The organism is Ktedonobacter sp. SOSP1-85 (assembly GCF_016587415.1).
In the GTDB taxonomy this organism is placed as follows: Bacteria; Chloroflexota; Ktedonobacteria; order Ktedonobacterales; family Ktedonobacteraceae; genus Ktedonobacter.
Window position 1 is genome coordinate 1,832,125 of record NZ_BNJI01000002.1, and the last position, 17,585, is coordinate 1,849,709.

16 protein-coding genes are annotated in these 17,585 nt (G+C 51.2%); 11 read left to right on the top strand and 5 right to left on the bottom strand.

Translation table 11 applies throughout. The features are described 5' to 3' along the window. Nucleotides 1–156: 156 nt before the first annotated feature. The 7 genes from KTE_RS36335 (at nucleotide 157) to trpA (ending at nucleotide 8,613) form a co-directional block, all read left to right on the top strand. Complete coding sequence (locus tag KTE_RS36335; protein ID WP_201390446.1) at nucleotides 157–1,587, top strand: hypothetical protein; 1,431 nt, start codon at nucleotides 157–159, stop codon at nucleotides 1,585–1,587. A 23-nt stretch (nucleotides 1,588–1,610) separates the two neighbouring features. Beyond that, nucleotides 1,611–2,972 (top strand): hypothetical protein, encoded by a 1,362-nt coding sequence (locus KTE_RS36340; protein WP_201390448.1) that lies wholly within the window; start codon nucleotides 1,611–1,613, stop codon nucleotides 2,970–2,972. A 107-nt stretch (nucleotides 2,973–3,079) separates the two neighbouring features. Continuing rightward, entirely contained in the window at nucleotides 3,080–4,456 is a 1,377-nt protein-coding gene (locus KTE_RS36345; RefSeq protein ID WP_201390450.1) for a substrate-binding domain-containing protein, read from the top strand. A 204-nt stretch (nucleotides 4,457–4,660) separates the two neighbouring features. Next, nucleotides 4,661–5,293 (top strand): hypothetical protein, encoded by a 633-nt coding sequence (locus tag KTE_RS36350; RefSeq protein ID WP_201390452.1) that lies wholly within the window; start codon nucleotides 4,661–4,663, stop codon nucleotides 5,291–5,293. Nucleotides 5,294–5,638: 345 nt separating this feature from the next. Then, a complete protein-coding gene (locus KTE_RS36355; RefSeq protein ID WP_201390455.1) occupies nucleotides 5,639–6,604 on the top strand; it encodes a sugar-binding transcriptional regulator in 966 nt (321 codons plus the stop codon). A gap of 16 nt (nucleotides 6,605–6,620) precedes the next feature. Further along, nucleotides 6,621–7,877 carry a tryptophan synthase subunit beta gene (trpB, locus tag KTE_RS36360; RefSeq protein WP_201390457.1) on the top strand — a complete coding sequence of 419 codons (1,257 nt, stop codon included), beginning with the start codon at nucleotides 6,621–6,623 and terminating at the stop codon, nucleotides 7,875–7,877. Beyond that, a complete protein-coding gene (gene trpA / locus KTE_RS36365) occupies nucleotides 7,798–8,613 on the top strand; it encodes a tryptophan synthase subunit alpha (RefSeq protein ID WP_201390459.1) in 816 nt (271 codons plus the stop codon). Before trpB ends, trpA begins: the two co-directional genes overlap by 80 nt. An 87-nt stretch (nucleotides 8,614–8,700) precedes the next feature. On the opposite strand, the gene KTE_RS36370 is transcribed toward trpA, so the two are convergent. From KTE_RS36370 to KTE_RS36380, 3 genes are all read right to left on the bottom strand, one after another. Further along, nucleotides 8,701–9,672, bottom strand: a complete 972-nt coding sequence (locus tag KTE_RS36370) for a heme A synthase (protein ID WP_201390461.1) — start codon at nucleotides 9,670–9,672, stop codon at nucleotides 8,701–8,703. Nucleotides 9,673–9,893: 221 nt separating this feature from the next. Further along, nucleotides 9,894–10,874 carry a phosphotransferase enzyme family protein gene (locus KTE_RS36375; RefSeq protein WP_201390463.1) on the bottom strand — a complete coding sequence of 327 codons (981 nt, stop codon included), beginning with the start codon at nucleotides 10,872–10,874 and terminating at the stop codon, nucleotides 9,894–9,896. A 116-nt stretch (nucleotides 10,875–10,990) separates the two neighbouring features. Beyond that, a complete protein-coding gene (locus KTE_RS36380; RefSeq protein ID WP_201390465.1) occupies nucleotides 10,991–11,620 on the bottom strand; it encodes a LysE/ArgO family amino acid transporter in 630 nt (209 codons plus the stop codon). A 249-nt stretch (nucleotides 11,621–11,869) separates the two neighbouring features. Between KTE_RS36380 and KTE_RS36385 the strand changes: the two genes are divergently transcribed. Next, nucleotides 11,870–13,003 (top strand): M4 family metallopeptidase, encoded by a 1,134-nt coding sequence (locus KTE_RS36385; RefSeq protein WP_201390467.1) that lies wholly within the window; start codon nucleotides 11,870–11,872, stop codon nucleotides 13,001–13,003. 91 nt (nucleotides 13,004–13,094) lie between these two features. On the opposite strand, the gene KTE_RS36390 is transcribed toward KTE_RS36385, so the two are convergent. Next, a complete protein-coding gene (locus KTE_RS36390) occupies nucleotides 13,095–13,415 on the bottom strand; it encodes an RNA-binding protein (RefSeq protein WP_201374287.1) in 321 nt (106 codons plus the stop codon). Between the two features lie 454 nt (nucleotides 13,416–13,869). Here KTE_RS36390 and KTE_RS36395 point away from each other — a divergent pair, with 454 nt between their 5' ends. The 3 genes from KTE_RS36395 to KTE_RS36405 all read left to right on the top strand — a co-directional run bounded on the left by KTE_RS36395 (nucleotide 13,870) and on the right by KTE_RS36405 (nucleotide 17,180). After that, nucleotides 13,870–15,138 carry a M4 family metallopeptidase gene (locus KTE_RS36395; RefSeq protein ID WP_201390469.1) on the top strand — a complete coding sequence of 423 codons (1,269 nt, stop codon included), beginning with the start codon at nucleotides 13,870–13,872 and terminating at the stop codon, nucleotides 15,136–15,138. Continuing rightward, entirely contained in the window at nucleotides 15,122–15,430 is a 309-nt protein-coding gene (locus KTE_RS36400) for a protealysin inhibitor emfourin (protein ID WP_201390471.1), read from the top strand. The genes KTE_RS36395 and KTE_RS36400 overlap by 17 nt, the downstream gene beginning before the upstream one ends. Nucleotides 15,431–15,521: 91 nt before the next feature. Further along, the gene (locus tag KTE_RS36405) at nucleotides 15,522–17,180 is read left to right on the top strand and encodes an isovaleryl-CoA dehydrogenase (protein ID WP_201390473.1); all 1,659 of its coding nucleotides are present in this window, start codon (nucleotides 15,522–15,524) and stop codon (nucleotides 17,178–17,180) included. A gap of 57 nt (nucleotides 17,181–17,237) precedes the next feature. Here the strand turns inward: KTE_RS36405 and KTE_RS50085 are convergent, their stop codons facing one another. Beyond that, complete coding sequence (locus tag KTE_RS50085; protein WP_201390475.1) at nucleotides 17,238–17,558, bottom strand: potassium-transporting ATPase subunit KdpA; 321 nt, start codon at nucleotides 17,556–17,558, stop codon at nucleotides 17,238–17,240. Between the last annotated feature and the right edge of the window lie 27 nt (nucleotides 17,559–17,585).

Genomic DNA, 17,585 nt, shown 5'->3' on the forward strand with positions numbered 1-17,585 from the left:
GAAAAGCGGATACAGTGGGCGAGACATTCACGCCCCACTGTATCCGCTTTTCTTATTATGTTTTGCTTTTGAAGAAATGCTATCGCTTACGTCTTCTATAGTGTAAAATGAAACTCTTCAATATAATTAAAAGAAGATGTAGTGAGGTCCACTTGTATGTTGTTGCAACCGACCATCTTCATCTGTAGCCTGTTTATTTCAGCGATTATCGGCTGCCTCATCGGCTACTCGGGCTTCAGGGAGCGCAAGCGCACCTTGTTCGAGGAAGGCTCCAAGCTCTATACCCAGCAAATCCCCTTTGGGGCATATTGTCGCTATGCGGAAGTTCGCAAAAAGAGTATTTCTACAATACACGGGCGCGTTCGCTCTGCATGGCCCTTTTTCCTGTTTCCCGCTGCTATACTCATCTGGTTGATAGATTGGATAACCCGGCAGGATTTCGTTACATCTCATCGCGAACTCACGGCCTTGCCAGCCTTGATAGGGGTAATCGGAGGAATCTGGATCATGGAGATCATTACCGATATCAAGCTCGATCTCCCAGCCTTACGCATCTTTCTGGACAGCCAATTTGAGCGCTCGCGCTTTATCACGTGTGACATACGTCAAATGCTCTTTGCTTTCCTGTCGTGGTTTTTGATACTTCTTATCGGTGGTATGTACCTCTCTATTTATTCCGCCAAGCTTTCTCTCTTCAAATCGCTATTTCCTCTTCATGTTGTCTCTGTCACTATTGGTAACATTGGAAACCTGCCATGGCTCATTACGCTCGTCGTTTTTCTAGTCTTACTGCGCCTCTTTCTCAATATTTTCGCGCTTCAATACGCCAGGTTGACCGCTTCGTTGCAACCATTAGAACACACGCAATGGGCCTCTCTAGCTCCACGCATCCTCGCCTGGTGCCAGCTTACAGGCGTGGAATTTGCATCAGTCATGGTCGCACAAGACCTCATCAACAGGCAAGCCATCCGCTTAGCAGGCCTGGGCCACCGTCCCACGCTTATCATCAGCGAGGCTCTCTTAAGAACTGGTGAATGGCGCCAGTACGATACCTTTATTTGCCAGGCCATTGCGATATATAAACGACTTGAGCCCCAAAAGCAACTTATGCGTGATATTCTAGCTCTCAGCATACTTATTGCATGGATTGCTATCGCCCCAATTACTGTGATGTTCCCCGCTTCGCCAGCAAGAGATATTATTTGCGATATCCTCTTTATAGGCCTCGGCATTGCAGGCATTGCAGTACATACACTTCTTTCAGTGAAGAACATTCATGCCACAGATGATTTTGTCATTAAGCTAACGGGCGATCCCCTGGCACTTATCACTGTGCATCATGTACTCGCGGCTCTCAATGGAGAACCAATCAAACCAATAACCAATGATGCTACAACGAAAAATGATCGTATGCAACGCCTGGTTGAGAAAGGCAATGCGCTTTGGCCGCGCGCCCCTTATGCTGGCACCCCTATTCCTTCACCTCTAAAGGTTGAAATCAATAACTACCCAATTACAGCCCCGCTCAACCAGGCAACATTACCCGCGCCCGTCCCGAAAGTGACCTATGGAAATCTCGCTTCATAAATAAATCAGGGAGAAGAAACGCTATGCTGTTAATATCAATATTTTTACTCGCGTCTGCCCTGCTTATCCCGGTAATCATCTCTGCCATCATAGGACGACGCAACATACGTAAACTCCGGCAGGTCGTAGCCAGCGGCTACGGGCAGAAAACCACTCTTGATGGCTATTTCCATTACGCAGCCGCCCGCTCTGATATGAGCACAAGACGATCTAACGTGGTAAGTTATATTATAGGTTTCTTTGTGCTGCTGATTATTGGCGGCATCATGATTGCATTGAATGATGATCTTTATCACTCAAATTTAATGCAGCTCATCGAAGCATATTTTATCAATTCATTGATTGTTACAATCTGGCTTCTTGCATTTAGTACAGTCATAGCCACTGATCCCCTGGCGCTGCATACTTTTCATGTCAATGACCTGCCAGATGACAAATACAGGAGAGCCTATCTTTACAACTACCTCTTTCCACAGGCGCTCATATTTCTTCCCAGTCTCTATATCCTGGGAGGAGTGGCCTGGATAAGCAAACAATTAGGCCTTAACACAGATGCCATTCCGCCCATTGTACAGTTAATACCATTTATTTTGCTCCTCTTATCGGGGGACATCTTCGCGCTTCAGCATGAGAAGCGCAAGGCCATGCTTCAGCCAATTAAAAGCACCCGCTGGGCTTATTTGGAGCCAAGGATCGCCGCCTGGTGCAGGCTCGCCAACATTCAGTTCGCCTCCATCCAGGTAGCCCATGATATCGTCAGTAGACATACAGTACGCGTCGTTGGCATGGGACAGCATCCGGTGCTGATCATCAGCGAAGCGCTGTTGAGGGCTACGGACTGGCGGCAGAAGGACGCGCTGATCTGCCTGGGCATCGCCATGCAACAAAAACGCCTGACACGCAAGATATTCCTGCGCCACCTCTGGCTGGTCGGGGTCTTTCTAGCCTGGTTGGGCTGGCCTCAAGCTGTACAGTTCTTCCCTTTTACGGCGTTTCGCATCATAGTTTCACTGCTTCTCCTCATAGGTCTGCCCATCCTGGCTCTCATTATACTGATGTGTTATCCGCATAGGGCCTATCGCGACCTGGACCGCCTCGCCGCCCAGCTCACAGGCGACCCGCTCGCGCTCATCGCCGTCCAGCACCTTATCGCCGCGCTCAACGGCTTCAACTTTAACAGGCAGCAGCGCTTCTCTCCCTCGACTGCTGATCGCATCGAAGCCCTGATCAAACTAGCCAAATCGACCAGTAATCGCGCCCCCTACGCCGCCGACCCTGTGCCCGCCATCTTACATATAACCGTCAACGGCGCCCAGGTCAGCGTCCCTCTCGACCACACTACGCCGCCCGCGTCCGGCCCGGAAGTTCCCAAGAGGCCGTCATGATCCATTTACCCTAGCATTGACAAATTTTACCTAAATCATGTATTATTTACTTGAATTACGTAAGTTTTACTTGAGCATCAGCACATCAGCATATTAGGAGCAGCGGTATGCCAGTGCAATGGAACCTGAAGCAGTGGCTAGCAGTCAACCATCATATTTATCGACCCACTGAGTTGCAGACATTGCTTGAGGAGAAAGCTAACACCCAGCTTTCTTTGCAGGCTATTTCCTCGCTACTGAATAACGTTCCCAACGCTTTACGCCTCTCCACTATTCAGGCATTGTGCAACGCGCTCAATTGTACGCTGAGCGACTTTTGCGAAGTCCTTCCCGATCAGCCTGCTCCACACAAACAGCATACTGAGGATCGGAGACGAGCAGAGAGCGAGAGTCAGCATATTCCTCCCTCTATGTTTCCTCCCATTACCAATGCGACTACCTCGCAAGCGAGCGTTGAAACTGCCATCCGCGATATTGTAATGCAAACACTAGCAGAGCAGGGTCTTATTTCGCCAAAGCAGGAAGCACACCCTTCCACAATCAGTGTCCTCATTCCTGGCTGGGTCTGGTCAGTCATTCCCGATCTTACGCGAGGTGTGGTCGAGACGATATCAGAGAGTCCGTATGATATCGCACTCTATAGCATCAGTGACGAAGAACCAAAGAATAGCGAACAGGCGCTCATTGAGCGTTTTCTAGCGACTCCGCTGAGTGCCGGGCTGGTGGCTATTTTCCCTGGACGCCTCTCTTCACGACTAACCCAACTCTCACGACAGGGATTTCCAGTGGTAGTGATTGATGATCAAGAGACACAGGTGGTTCCCTGGATTGGTGTAGATAATACGACAGGTGCATACATGGCCGTGCGTCATCTGCTTCGTCTCGGACATCGGCGCATCGCCCATATTAAAGGCCCCGCTCACTACCTGGTCTCCTATGCTCGCTATCAAGGATATTGCCAGGCACTTCTCGAAGCCGGGCTTTTCCCGGACGCCGACCTTATTCTTGAGGGAGATTTTCTCCCTCCAAGTGGTCGAGCCTGTGCTACTACGCTCTTTGAGCTTCCGCACGAGAAACGACCAACAGCGATCTTTGCCGCCAGTGATCAAATGGCCTATGGAGTGCTCACAGCCGCAGAAGAGTATGGCCTCTTTGTACCCAGGGATATCGCCCTTGTTGGCTTCGATGGAGACCGTCCCTCGGCCTATACACGTCCTCCATTGACGACAGTGAGACAACCTTACTTCGAAATGGGGCAGCGCGGTGTCTCCCTGTTGCTCTCACTGCTACAACAGCCAGGCCCATTGAATAATGAGACGCTTCACCGGGCAACTTTATATCTCGGAAAGGATGACAAGAACACATCCATTTCTCAGCAACAACCAATCCACATCCAACTCCCGGCTGAACTTGTGGTGCGTGAATCCTGCGGAGCCAACTTTCGCAGTCCCGTCGCATCACCTTCAGAACCGTTGCTTCCATAAAGCGTACCATTTCCTAGACCTATTCGTTCTCACTATTATGCAAACGCGAAAGGAGGCTTCTTTAGAGAACAGAAAACTCAGAAACCTTCAGCAAGGATGCAAGCTTCCCTTGTTGTGCTCACCATGTTTCTGCGCTAGTAACTCTTGTGGCTTTTCGCCGCTGAATTGTGTATATGTATCACTATCGCATGAAAGGATGAAAACATGTCAGCACGTACACTTCTCCGCACGTTATCTCTGATCGCATTAACCCTTGTATTGATTACTGCTCTAGGAGCGATGACGGCTGCGCATGCCGCCTCCAGCCAGGCGAGCGCCAACCATAAGTATGTATCCAGTGGAGATGGCAAGCAAAAGAGTGTGACCACCGTTGTGACCTGGTATGGATATAACGATAATTCCGGCGCGACCGAGAACCAGCATGGATCAGCCGATATCGCTTATCCCAAATCCGATGGCTATCCCACCATTCACAATCATGCCACCGAGGGTACAGGCACCTACAACGATCCCGTGACATTCGCTGCCCCCAATAAAGATCTGAAAACGACCTTCCCCATTGGTAGTATCATCTACGTCCCCCTGGTCAAGAAATATTTTGTTATGGAAGACCAGTGTGGCGATACCGATCCCCAGGGATGCCAGAATGGCTCCAACCACGCGGACCTCTGGATGGGGCCAGCCAAGGAAATGAATGGTACAAAACTTGATGACTGCGAGGGTAATGCCACTCCAAACTCTGCAGTAAAGGTGACCATCAACCCGAGCTCCACATTATCTGTGGATACAACTACCATGTACACCACAGGCAATAAATGCACCATCCATCTCTATTAGTTTTTAACATATAAGGCAGGAAGCCTTACCACAAATGCTCCCTCCTTAGGCGTGATGAGTGTCACGAAGAGGTATGTTCTGCCTATACAATGCTCTCCTCTTGTTCAGGAACAGGAGGAGAGCATTGCTTCTCTGCCCTTCTCACATGTACTTGCCACTGAGAAAACCACCAGCTAGCGGACGCCAAGGCAAGATAGCGAGACCTGCGCACTGTGTGAGCGGCACCAGTTCATGTTCAATTAGGTGATCATCCACTTGCCAGAAATCGAAAGAAGGTGCATAATAGAGATGTACAATATTTCACACAATGTACATTTGTGCAAACATAATTTGTGGAGATAAAAAATGACCGATCTGCAAAATGAAAGGGTACGATTACTGGTTAAAATCAGTCGACTTTATTACGAAGATGGACTCAATCAACAGGACATTGCCAAACGATTAGGTATTTCACGGCCTCACGTGAGTCGAATGCTCGCTGCTGCAAGGGCCGAAGGGATTGTCAACATCACGATTAACAATCCTTATTCACGAGAGCAGAACATTGAGCAGGAACTCATTGAAACGTTTGGTATTCTCGATGCTTTTGTCGTAAGCATAGAAGAACATTCTGAACAAAGACTTCTCCACCAACTAGGGCGAAGTTGTGCAGTGCTTCTCGAATCTATGCTCAAAGATAACGATATTGTGGGAGTTATGGCTGGGCGTACGGTTACTGCTGTTGCTGCTGAGCTAGAGTATTTTGCACGAAACGGGCTACAGTTTACTCCACTTGTCGGTGGCTGGGGTTCTACTGGCTCATCCTGGCATGCAAACTCGAATACCATGATGTTTGCGGAAAGGATGAAATCGAACTACTGGCTTCTGCATGCACCTGCGGTTGTTGTCTCCCAGGAAACCAAAGAGCTTTTGATGAAAGAGCCAGAAATAGCCAACGTACTTGAGGTTGCTCGGAAGAGTACTGTTGCGATTGTCGGTATTGGTCAGGTCTCAAAGGAGGCAACGATTGTCCAAACCGGTTACTTTGGAAATGCTGATTTGAACGATGTTCTTCGACAAGGAGCCGTGGCAAACGTATGCGCGTCCTTTCTCAACATTCAAGGAGAGAACATCGCTTTTTCTGCAAAAACAAGAATGCTCGGCATTGACATATCAGAGCTGAAACCACATACCCATGTCATCGGTGTCGCTGGTAGCCAGGACAAAGTCAAGGCGATCACGGCAACGTTGCGAGGAAAATGGATTGATACTCTTGTGACGGATCTCGAGACCGCCCAACGGGTTTTAGATTTTCATAAGCACAATAAATAATAGGGAGATAAAGCAATTGAGTGTAAATGGTTACTACGGATCATATGGAGGAATGTTTATTCCTGAGATCTTATTCCCTGCTTTTCACGAACTAAAAGAAAAGTTCGCTGAAATACAAAATGATACCGCGTTTTGGCAGGACTATCAGGATAGCCTGGCAAACTTTTCCGGTCGTCCAACACCACTCACCTATGCCGCAGGGCTAACAAAGTATTTTGGTGGACCCAAAATTTACATGAAGCGGGAAGATTTGAATCACTCAGGTGCCCATAAACTGAACAATGCCTTGGGGCAAGCGCTGCTCGTGAAACGGATGAACAAAACACGCGTCATTGCCGAAACAGGTGCCGGGCAACACGGGGTTGCAACAGCCATTGTGGCAGCGAAGTTCGGCTTAAAGGCTACCGTTTACATGGGGAGTGAAGATGTAGAACGCCAGTATGCGAACGTTTTCTGGATGAAACGCTTCGGCGCAGAAGTTGTGCCTGTGGAAGCTGGTTCTCGCACCTTAAAAGACGCTATGAATGAGGCGTTGAGAGACTGGGCTTCGAGTTTTGAAACAACCCATTACTTGCTGGGAACCGCATCAGGGCCTCATCCTTTTCCAGCTCTAGTAGCTTTATTTCAATCGATCATTGGGACCGAGGCCAAGGAGCAAATTCTTCGCTTAGAAGGCAAGCTTCCCAAACGTGTCTATGCCTGTGTGGGTGGAGGGTCGAATGCCCTTGGTATTTTCCAAGCGTTCATACCTCACGAAGAAGTTGAACTGGTTGGAGTAGAGGCTGGGGGAGAAGGACCAATGGCCGGAAAGCATGCATCACGAATCGCGTATGGGCAAGGCAGGACCGGCATCGCCCAGGGATACAAAACCCTCTTTCTGCAGGACAAAGACGGGCAAATGTTAGAGACTTCCAGTATTGCAGCGGGACTTGATTATACAGGCGTGTCACCTCTCCTCGCAAATTTATCAGAACGTGGGCGAGTGCGCTTCGAAGCAGCGACCAACGAGGAAGTTGTAAATGCCCTCCAACTTGTCATGACCAAAGAAGGCATTGTTCCTGCATTAGAATCTGCCCATGCTTTTGCAGGGGCTTTTCGGGAGATGCAGCAGTGTTCGGAGGATGAGAGTGTCATAATCAACATGTCGGGCCGGGGCGATAAAGATATTTTTAACATAGCGGAAGGATTACAAGATGAAGAATGGAAGGCTTTTATCCAGCGGAAAAGCACGCAATATCAGCAATCTCGCTCAGGAGATTCTGGAAAAGCGTAAAAGAAAATCTATTTTGCTGATGGCGCATCAAATTGTAGGCTATCCCGATTTCGAGACGAATTATGAAATGATCCGCCTGTTCCACGAATGTGGCGTGGATCTGGTGGAGTTACAACTTCCTTTCTCCGAGCCGATTGCGGACGGTCCGCTGTTTCTGAAGGCAAATCAAAAAGCATTGGAACGAGGGACGACCATAGAGCAGTGTCTGGATTTTGCGCAAAAAGTAACGAGAGATTTCCCTCTCTTTTGTATTTTCATGACGTATTATAATATTTTACTCCAATATGGAGTAAAACGGTTTGTTGAAACTGCCGGGTCCATTGGAATTCGTGGGCTGATAGTCCCCGATGCATTTCCCGAGGAGAGCGATGAATACTTTGCTGCCTGCAAGCAAGAGCATGTTGATCCCATTCTAGTGGTTACTCCCTACACACCAGATACGCGAATGGAGTATCTAGCGGGCAAGACAGAAGGACTTTTGTATTGTGCTGCAAGAAAAGGCGTGACCGGATCACCAACGTCTTTTGGTGATGCGACAACAGATTTCCTCTTACGATGCCGTCAGTATTCATCCACTCCCATTGCAGTCGGGTTTGGCATTCAGCGTCCAGATGATGTTCGCTATCTCGTCAACAAAAGTGATATTGCCATTGTGGGAAGCACATTACTCAACATATTGGAAGCAGAAGGAACTACTGGTGTAAGGGAATTTTTGCTTTCTCTCAGGCCTGAATGACGCTAGCACAAGACATAACAAAAAAAAGGGGCAGGATGTAAGACAATTTGTCTTACATCCTGCCCCTTTTCTTCTACTGAAAATCCTTTACCCGCGGCTGGAGACCATCTGGACTTGCTCGACGGGTTGCCGGGCCTTCCAGGGCCAGCCAACCTGCATGCAGAGAAAGCTGAGGACCGCGAAGAGGATCGCGATCAGCGTGGTATGCAGCAGTTCGACGACAAGCTGGCCGCCAGTGACGACGGTGAGCATGCCGGCCGCGCCCTGCAAGATAACCATGATGAGCGCGAGCCAGGCACCACGCACGAGGTCACGGCGCTCGCGATAACGGCGTAGGACCCAGACGAGAAGGCCCACGATGAGCAGGCCAATCAGTGTAGCAGCATAACGGTGGAACATCTGCACGCCGGGATGGCTGGCAAGGTCCGGCACAAGTGTGCTACAGCCGGGCCACTGCGTGCCACAACCCAGGGTGGAGGAGGAGTGGCGCACAAAAGCGCCTGTGTAGACGACGATGTAGCAATAGGCGGTGATGCCCCAGATAGCATACTGCATGCCCTTGCTCACCAGGCCTGGCTTCCGCTCCTCGCGCTGCTCCACGGCTTTGCCAGACTTCATCTGGAAGAGATGAATGGTAAGCAGCACAACACTGGCGAAGGAGATGAGCGCAAAGCCGAAGTGCAATGAGAGAATCCACTTCAGGACAAAAGTTCCCTCATATGCAACGGTGACTCCACCCAGAGCGCCCTGGACGACGACGAAGAACAGGCTCATAAAGCCGAGCAGTTTGACGCGCCCATCGTGTCTAAAGACCCACCAGGACCAGACCGTCAAAATAAGGATTAAGAATCCGTCGATACCAGAGGAAATGCGATGACTGTACTCCAGCACCGAATCAACCGACATATATGCGGGTATGAGCTGTCCCTTACAAATCGGCCACGAGGTACCACATCCCTGGCCCGCTCCAGTTTTGGTAACTATGGCCCCCATCAGCACCATTATATATGCGCCGATAGAGGTCAGGATGGCCAATATTTTCATCAAACGCAGTGTCATACTATTCCCATTATCTCTTTTTGTATCTTGTGGCTGGCAAGCCCCTCGCGCCTGCGGCGCTCGCCCTGTAGGTGGTGCATCCTGGCTGCCTCAGGCAGCCAGGATGCACCACCTACAGAAGGTAGTTGTTTATTTTTGCATATTATAGCACGGTATGTCAGGTGGAAGCACAGTCCCCGCCCACAAGTCCAGGGCGTTCTATCTGTATGTAGCGAGGCAACTTAGAACGCTATATCCACAAAAGGGACATCTTCCAGGATGCGCTGGCGACGATTCTGCATAAGGCGTTCCGACCATGAACCCTCCGGCAGTTCATATTTGAGCGCGGTCAGCACAATGTAGAGATTGATCTCGCGCTGCTTGAGGAAGTAGGGAATCTCCCGCCGCCACGCGGCATCGAGAGTGTAGATCTGGCTATAGCCTTCCATAAAGTGCTGGTAGAACTGGCGCGCGAAGTCTAGCTCCTCCTGGCTCTTGGCCTGGGGCGAGATGGCATAGAATAGGGCCATCGCCAGGTCTTCAGCAAACCAGGAGTACTGGCTATCATCAAAGTCAAACAGGGTGATGCGCCCATTCAATACATGAAAATTGCCCCGGTGAAAGTCGGCGTGGATCAGGCCATAGGCGTCACGCTCCTGGGGTAGGCTTTCTGGATAGGCGCGAATGGCCTGAAACTTCGCCGCGATGTCGGCATCTACGGCGTGCAGATACTCCTGCGCGAAGACATCCAGGTCCTCGTGCCAGGCAGACCTGCGCTGAGTAGCAATGGCTGGCATGTATTCTCTGGTCGCCTGGTGCATCTGGCCAACAAAGCGTCCCATTGCCGCGAAAAGCTCGGGCGTCCACTCTTCTTTACCTGGATGCTTCCCTGGAGCCTTGTGCATAGCGACAACTGGAACCTGCCGTCCCTCATGCTCAATGACCTCCACAAAATTCCCCCTCTGCGAGGGCAAAGGGTCAACCACCGCAAGGCCTCGCCCGGCCAGATAATGCATCCAATCCATCTCGGCACGGATCATATCAGCCGAGCGCTGGCTCTCAGACGAGATACGCAGAATATAACGCTGCTTATTCTGGCCGTACTCATAGACCCGGTTCCGAAAACCGCCCAGGAAGCTCAGCGACGCAGGATCAACCTCATAGCGCTCAAGTGCTTCACGTAATACGGGATCATCTTCAAAAGAGACAGGTGACATGCTCATAGAAGGAGTCTCACTTTCGACTTGCTAAAATAAGGGGGTTGCGCGAGGGATTACACAGCAGTGAATCGCATTATAGATTTTGCTCTATGTTTCTGTCAATCCTCAATGCATATTTTCTAACGATAAAGCACACTCCAGATCAAGGAGGCTGCGATAAACCATATGATACATCCTATCAAGCAATCCAGGACCCGCCAGGCTAGAGGGGAACGAAATAAGGGCGCCAGCCAGCGGGCACCATATGCGAGGGCAAAGAACCAGGTGAGCGAGGCAAGCATAGCCCCCAGGGCGAACAACAGGCGCTCTCCAGAGGGATAATGGGCACCAACACTTCCGATGAGTACTACCGTGTCGAGGTAAACATGTGGATTGAGTAAACTAAAGGCCAGCACCGCCAGCATGATCTCGCGCGTACGTGTAGGTTCTCCAGCCACTTCATGTGTGTTAAGTTTATCCGATTGAAAGGCTGCGCGAAAAGAGCGAAGGCCATAGATCAGCAAGAATAATGCGCCACCCCATGTCGCCACCAGGGTTAAGACAGGAAGCGCATTTATCACTGCTCCGAGTCCTCCAACTCCCAGCAAGATAAGCACGGCATCACACAACGAACAAAGGGCAGCCACCAGAAAAACATGCTGCTTCTTCAATCCCTGGCGCAACACAAACGCATTTTGCGCACCAATAGCGACAATGAGGCTCATCCCAAGGCCAAATCCCTGCAAGAGGGGCAAAAATATCTGTGGCATGTTCCTTCAACTTTCTTGACTGACACTGCTCCTCATAATTTACCACATCCAGTAAAGCTAATTAGCAAATTATCGCAGTACAAAACATACAGTAAATTCTATTTAAAGTAGTATAGTTGTAAAAACCATTATTATATTTTATACTTATGCTACAGGCGTCTTCCTTAATTAGATGCTTTCTCCCCCTTTAGAGGGTTCTCTTGTGGTGATTGACAGAAGATGTTGTGAGATGAAAGGAGAGACTCTCTCATGAAGCGCTCCACCCGACACTCCAGGTATGGTATCGTTCCACCATACATCCTGTCTTCTATCGCAAATCATGGCACGGCCGAACAGCGTGTGCGTGCCCTCAAGACACTGCAACATCAGCAGCAGCAGCAGCATATTCATCCAGCACCCGACACATATGAGCAGGCTGAAACTCATGCCAAGGCAGACAAGTCCGACAAGGAGGATCATACCATCCTGGCTCGACAAGCTAAACGCACCGTTTATGATGTGCAATACACCAGTCGACTTCCAGGAAAAATCGTCCGTAAAGAAGGCCAGGACTCTAACAGCGATATTGCCGTGAATGAAGCTTATGGTGGTCTAGGCTGGGCATTCAAACTCTACAAACAGAAATTTAACCGCAACTCTATCGATAACAAAGGTCTCGCCCTCAAAGCCAGCATTCACTACAACCAGGACTATGACAATGCCTTCTGGGATGATGTGGGCAAGTGTGTGGTCTTTGGGGATGGCGATGGCGATTACTTCAACCGCTTTACCATTGCCCTTGAAGTCATTGGGCATGAGCTAACACACGGAGTTACAGGTAACGAAGCCAATCTCGACTATAATAACCAGCCGGGCGCGCTCAATGAATCCATCTCAGATGTCTTTGGCTCCCTGGTGAAGCAGTTCTCTCTTAATCAAAGCTCAGAGGAGGCCGATTGGCTGATTGGCAAAGGCCTGTTTACCAGCAAGGTTCAAGGAGAGGCACTACGCTCCATGAAAGCCCCTGGCACGGCCTACGATGATCCCGTTCTGGGGAAGGATCCTCAACCCGCCACTATGGATGACTACGTTGATACGACCGACGATAATGGAGGCGTACATATCAACTCGGGCATTCCCAATCACGCATTCTATCTGGTCGCCAGCACGCTAGGAGGCTATGCCTGGGAAAAAGCCGGCCTCATCTGGTATAAAACCTTGACTGACCCGGATCTGGAGACCAGTGCCAACTTTAGCGATTTTGCCCAACTCACTATCAAGCAAGCCGAAGCCCTTTACGGCGCCAGGAGCCTCGAGAAACAGGCTGTGCGGCAAGCCTGGGAGACCGTCAAAGTCCTTGGGGCCACAACGACTCATTCCCACGAAGGACAGGCCGCCGATTGATCGCTCTCATAGATACCTGTTATAAGAGTAAAAGAGACACCCTCCCTGGGGAGGGCGTCTCTTGTTTTTTCACTGCTAGTGATCTACGCGCTTAGTAGCGGTCGCGGTAACCACCACCATTTGAGCGACGATCGCGGCTCTGGTAGCCGCCACCACCACCACCGGGAGCGCGGCGCTCGCGCGCCTCGTTGACCGTAATGGTGCGGTTGCCCAGGGTTGAGCCATTCAGCTGCTCGATAGCCGCGCGGGCCTCGTCATCGCTGCTCATCTCAACAAAGCCGAAGCCTTTGCTGCGCCCGGTCTCACGATCGGTGATGACTGTGGCGAAGGTAACCTGGCCGATCTGCTCAAAAAGCTGGATCAGATCCTGCTCGGTTGACTGGTAGGGGAGGCCCCCAACGTAAATTCTCATCTTAATTCTGCTCCTGTGCTGACATCTCTCGACAATTGATGCTCGTGAAACCAACTCTCACAGGAGCGATCCAATTCCTTCTGATGCCATACGTTATCAAAAACAACATATAGGGATAGTCTATTCCCTGAAAGGCATAACGTCAAGACTATTTTTGTGCAGAATGGAAGCTTTTTATCATTGTGTGACAAAATTACTTATCCGAGCCAGGCGGCTAGCCGGAATTATTCGGCGGGACTTCTCACTACTACGTGGCTCGCTTGATTATATTAATGTGTGGCGTGAAGATGCCGCTGGCATTTTCACATTACATATTAACTCTTTTTTTGTACATTTTCCGCTTTATGTGCTATATTTTAGAGTATAAGTAACTGACACAAAACTGCGCATCCTACACAGAGTGTTGACCAGGGTTGGTTGAAGATGTTGTGAGACGAAAGGAGACACTCTTCTCATGCAACAGCAGTTCACGCCTCGCATCCTACACACAATTGTTCCACCACACATACTCTCCTCCATTGCGGAACGTGGCACGCTCCAACAACGCGACCGCGCGTTGAAATCACTGGAACTTGATCAGTATGTACGTGCTGCCCGCTCTCGTTCCATACCCTTGCTACAAGCACAATTGCCGCAAACCGCCGTCGCCAAGGCCGTCGGACCAGAACGCTCCATCTATGACGCCCGACATGCAACCGATCTCCCCGGCAGCTTGATTCGCCATGAGGGACAGACTCCTATCATTGATAAAGCGGGGAATGAAGCTTACGATGGCTTAGGATGGACCTATAACTTCTATCAACAGGTCTATAGCCGTAACTCCATCGACAACAAAGGCTTACCCCTGGATGCCTCCATTCACTATGATGTTAGCTATAACAATGCCTTCTGGGATGGCGGACAAATGGTCTTTGGAGACGGCGATAGCGACACCTTCAATCGCTTTACCATTGCCCTTGAAGTCATTGGGCATGAGCTAACACACGGAGTTACAGGTAGCGAAGCCAATCTCGACTATAATGACCAGCCGGGCGCGCTCAATGAATCCATCTCAGATGTCTTTGGCTCTCTGGTCAAACAGTTTTCGCTCAACCAGAGCGCCGATCAGGCCGACTGGTTGATTGGGAAAGGCCTGTTTACAGACAAGGTTCAGGGAGAGGCGCTACGCTCCATGAAAGCGCCTGGTACCGCCTACGATGATCCCGTTCTGGGGAAAGATCCCCAACCTGCCACCATGGATGGCTATGTTGACATGACCGACGATAATGGTGGTGTACATGTGAACTCGGGAATTCCCAATCATGCCTTTTACCTGGCTGCTATCGCGATAGGTGGTCGCGCCTGGGAGAAAACGGGGCGCATCTGGTATACAACATTGTGTGATCGCGCCTTAAAGTCGTCCGCTACCTTTAGTGACTTCGCGACACTGACCCTCAAGCACGCGTCCGCACTCTATGGTGCCAACAGCCAGGAACAACAGGCAGTTCAGAAAGCCTGGGAGACCGTCAAGGTATTGAAAACCAGCATTAGCACCATCCCCACGGATGGCACCGATGCCACAACTGGAATAGTGATTACGACACCTGGTAATACAGGTAGTTCAAACTGGCCCATTCCAGATGACTCTGAAGACAATGCTCCCTGGCAGTTTCCCCAGGATACTCCTGAGAATTTACCTCAAAATTTATCGGAGGAGCCAGATGAAAGTGACGCTGCGGACTGAAGGCGGCCTGGCGTACTTCCCAGGCATGACAAAGTCCCATGTTCTGGATAGTACGTCTCTCTCCCCTCAGGAGGTTAAGGAGCTACAACGCTTGCTTGACAAAGTGCGCGTCTTCGATCACTCCCTACTATCGAAGCACACGTGCCGCGGGGCCGACCAGATGCACTACATGCTTACAGTCGATGATGGAGCCAACCACTATAGTTTGCAAGTCTGCGATCCCGTGCAGGACCCGCAAATAAAGGCCCTCCTCTCGTTTGTCAAAGATCGCCTGCGCGTCAAAAGAGAGTAAAATAGAATGAGTAGTTGGTGTTGGTGCTCCTGGCAGCCTTCGGTTGCCAGGAGCACCAACACCCCCAACATTTACTGCAAAGGAGCATGTCATGGACGTATTCGCTCATCCGGCTATTTCGACACATACTGTTGCCAATCAGCCACCACCGCTTGTTCAATACAACCCCTTTACTCTCGATAGCGCCCTCGTCGCCGGCATACAACGCGAAGGCGCTGGCTGGGCTGAAGAGCGCCTAAGCAAGTTGGGGCGCTACCTGGGCAGCAGTGAGGTTATCACTCAGGGCTTTGAGGCTAATACCTATCCCCCCGAGCTTCACACGCACGACCGCTATGGCAATCGCATCGATGAAGTAAGCTTTCACCCGGCCTGGCATCAGCTTATGGAAGCGGCAGTGAATTGGGGAACACACGCGCTCTCCTGGCGCGAGGAGCGTCCCGGTACGCAGGTCGCACGCGCGGCAGGCTTCTATCTCTTTACCCAGGTGGAGGCGGGTCACGGTTGCCCGATCTCTATGACGCATGCCGCCGTCCCGGTCCTGCGCCATCAGCCAGGGCTAGCCCAGACCTGGCTCCCTGGCCTCCTCTCACTCGAATACGACTTCGGCCTGCGACCCGCTGCTGAGAAGCGCGGCCTCCTCTGCGGCATGGGTATGACCGAGAAACAGGGTGGCTCCGATGTACGCGCCAATACGACGCGCGCCGTTCCTGCTGGCGAGTTGGGCGCGGGCACCTATCTGCTCACTGGTCATAAATGGTTCTGCTCCGCCCCTATGTGCGATGTCTTTCTCGTCCTGGCCCAGGCTCCCGGCGGACTCTCCTGCTTCCTGCTGCCACGCGTCCTCCCCGATGGCACACGCAATCCCTTCTTCATTCAGCGCCTGAAAGACAAACTTGGCAATCGCTCTAACGCCTCCAGCGAGGTCGAGTTTCAGCAGACCGTGGCCTTCCTGGTCGGCGAAGAGGGCCAGGGCGTGCGCACAATCATTGAGATGGTGAACTACACACGCCTGGATTGTATCCTGGGCAGCACGGCCATGATGCGCCAGGCCCTGACCCAGGCCCTGCATCATACGCGTCACCGCCAGGCCTTCGGCCGGCCTCTGCTCGACCAACCCCTGATGCGCAATGTGCTCGCGGACCTCTCGCTCGAAGTCGAAGCGGCGATCACCCTGGCGCTGCGCCTGGCGCGCGCCTGCGACCAGGCTCCCACCAGCACACATGAGGAGCATATCAAGCGCCTGGGGACGGCGCTCGGCAAATACTGGGTAACCAAGCGCGGCCCTACGTGCGTGGCGGAGGCACTTGAGTGCCTGGGTGGCAACGGCTACGTCGAAGAGAGTATCATGCCTCGCCTCTATCGTGAGATGCCGCTTAACTCTATCTGGGAGGGCTCTGGCAACGTCAACTGCCTCGATGTCCTGCGTGCCCTCGCCAAACAGCCCCAGGTTCTGGAGAGCTTCTTTACTGAGGTCGCGCCAGCCCGCGCCGCGAACAAACACCTCTCTGATGCGGTCCAGGCTCTGCAACAAGAGCTTTCGCACCTGGATAACATCGAGTGGCGTGCTCGCTTCCTCGTCGAGCGCATGGCTCTGATACTCCAGGGTGCGCTCCTGGTTCAGCACGCACCCACACCATTGGCCGATGCCTTCTGTGCCACACGCCTGGGTGGCGCCTGGGGCCACGCCTTCGGCACCCTCCCTCCTGGCATCGACGCCCAGGCCATCCTGGCCCGCTCCCTTCCCTCTTAATGAAATATATAGATAGAGAAGTGATTTGCGTACGTACGCAAATCACTTCTCTATCTACTATCCCAACGCTGCTGGTAACGAGACACATCTTCTTCCATTCCAAAGCATCAAACGCACCTCCATTCCTGCCATATTGTTATTAGGCCTGGTCATAGAGGAATGTGGTAAGGGCCACGCTAGCGTTGTAGTGTTACGCTGTTCTACGCGTTCACTACAAAACAGTAAGCAACATACCAGAAGCATGGCCAACGCCCAACCAGATGCCCGACCATGACGTGTCTTTGAGTTCATTACACCAGAAGTATAGGGAGCCAATAGTGGAAGTACAATCATTGCTAACAGCTCGACAAGCCTGGTAAGCGGTATCAGATAAGCCATTGTGATATTGAAAAACCTCTCCAGTAA

What these genes read in the sequence shown, in the direction of transcription:
- KTE_RS36375 (WP_201390463.1), bottom strand. Translation starts at nt 10,874, where the DNA reads ATGAGCATGTCACCTGTCTCTTTTGAAGATGATCCCGTATTACGTGAA.
- KTE_RS36340 (WP_201390448.1), top strand. Translation starts at nt 1,611, where the DNA reads ATGCTGTTAATATCAATATTTTTACTCGCGTCTGCCCTGCTTATCCCG.
- KTE_RS36385 (WP_201390467.1), top strand. Translation starts at nt 11,870, where the DNA reads ATGAAGCGCTCCACCCGACACTCCAGGTATGGTATCGTTCCACCATAC.
- KTE_RS36350 (WP_201390452.1), top strand. Translation starts at nt 4,661, where the DNA reads ATGTCAGCACGTACACTTCTCCGCACGTTATCTCTGATCGCATTAACC.
- KTE_RS36395 (WP_201390469.1), top strand. Translation starts at nt 13,870, where the DNA reads ATGCAACAGCAGTTCACGCCTCGCATCCTACACACAATTGTTCCACCA.
- KTE_RS36345 (WP_201390450.1), top strand. Translation starts at nt 3,080, where the DNA reads ATGCCAGTGCAATGGAACCTGAAGCAGTGGCTAGCAGTCAACCATCAT.
- trpA (WP_201390459.1), top strand. Translation starts at nt 7,798, where the DNA reads ATGAAGAATGGAAGGCTTTTATCCAGCGGAAAAGCACGCAATATCAGC.
- KTE_RS36390 (WP_201374287.1), bottom strand. Translation starts at nt 13,415, where the DNA reads ATGAGAATTTACGTTGGGGGCCTCCCCTACCAGTCAACCGAGCAGGAT.
- KTE_RS36380 (WP_201390465.1), bottom strand. Translation starts at nt 11,620, where the DNA reads ATGCCACAGATATTTTTGCCCCTCTTGCAGGGATTTGGCCTTGGGATG.
- KTE_RS36335 (WP_201390446.1), top strand. Translation starts at nt 157, where the DNA reads ATGTTGTTGCAACCGACCATCTTCATCTGTAGCCTGTTTATTTCAGCG.
- KTE_RS36355 (WP_201390455.1), top strand. Translation starts at nt 5,639, where the DNA reads ATGACCGATCTGCAAAATGAAAGGGTACGATTACTGGTTAAAATCAGT.
- KTE_RS36370 (WP_201390461.1), bottom strand. Translation starts at nt 9,672, where the DNA reads ATGACACTGCGTTTGATGAAAATATTGGCCATCCTGACCTCTATCGGC.
- KTE_RS36405 (WP_201390473.1), top strand. Translation starts at nt 15,522, where the DNA reads ATGGACGTATTCGCTCATCCGGCTATTTCGACACATACTGTTGCCAAT.
- KTE_RS50085 (WP_201390475.1), bottom strand. Translation starts at nt 17,558, where the DNA reads ATGGCTTATCTGATACCGCTTACCAGGCTTGTCGAGCTGTTAGCAATG.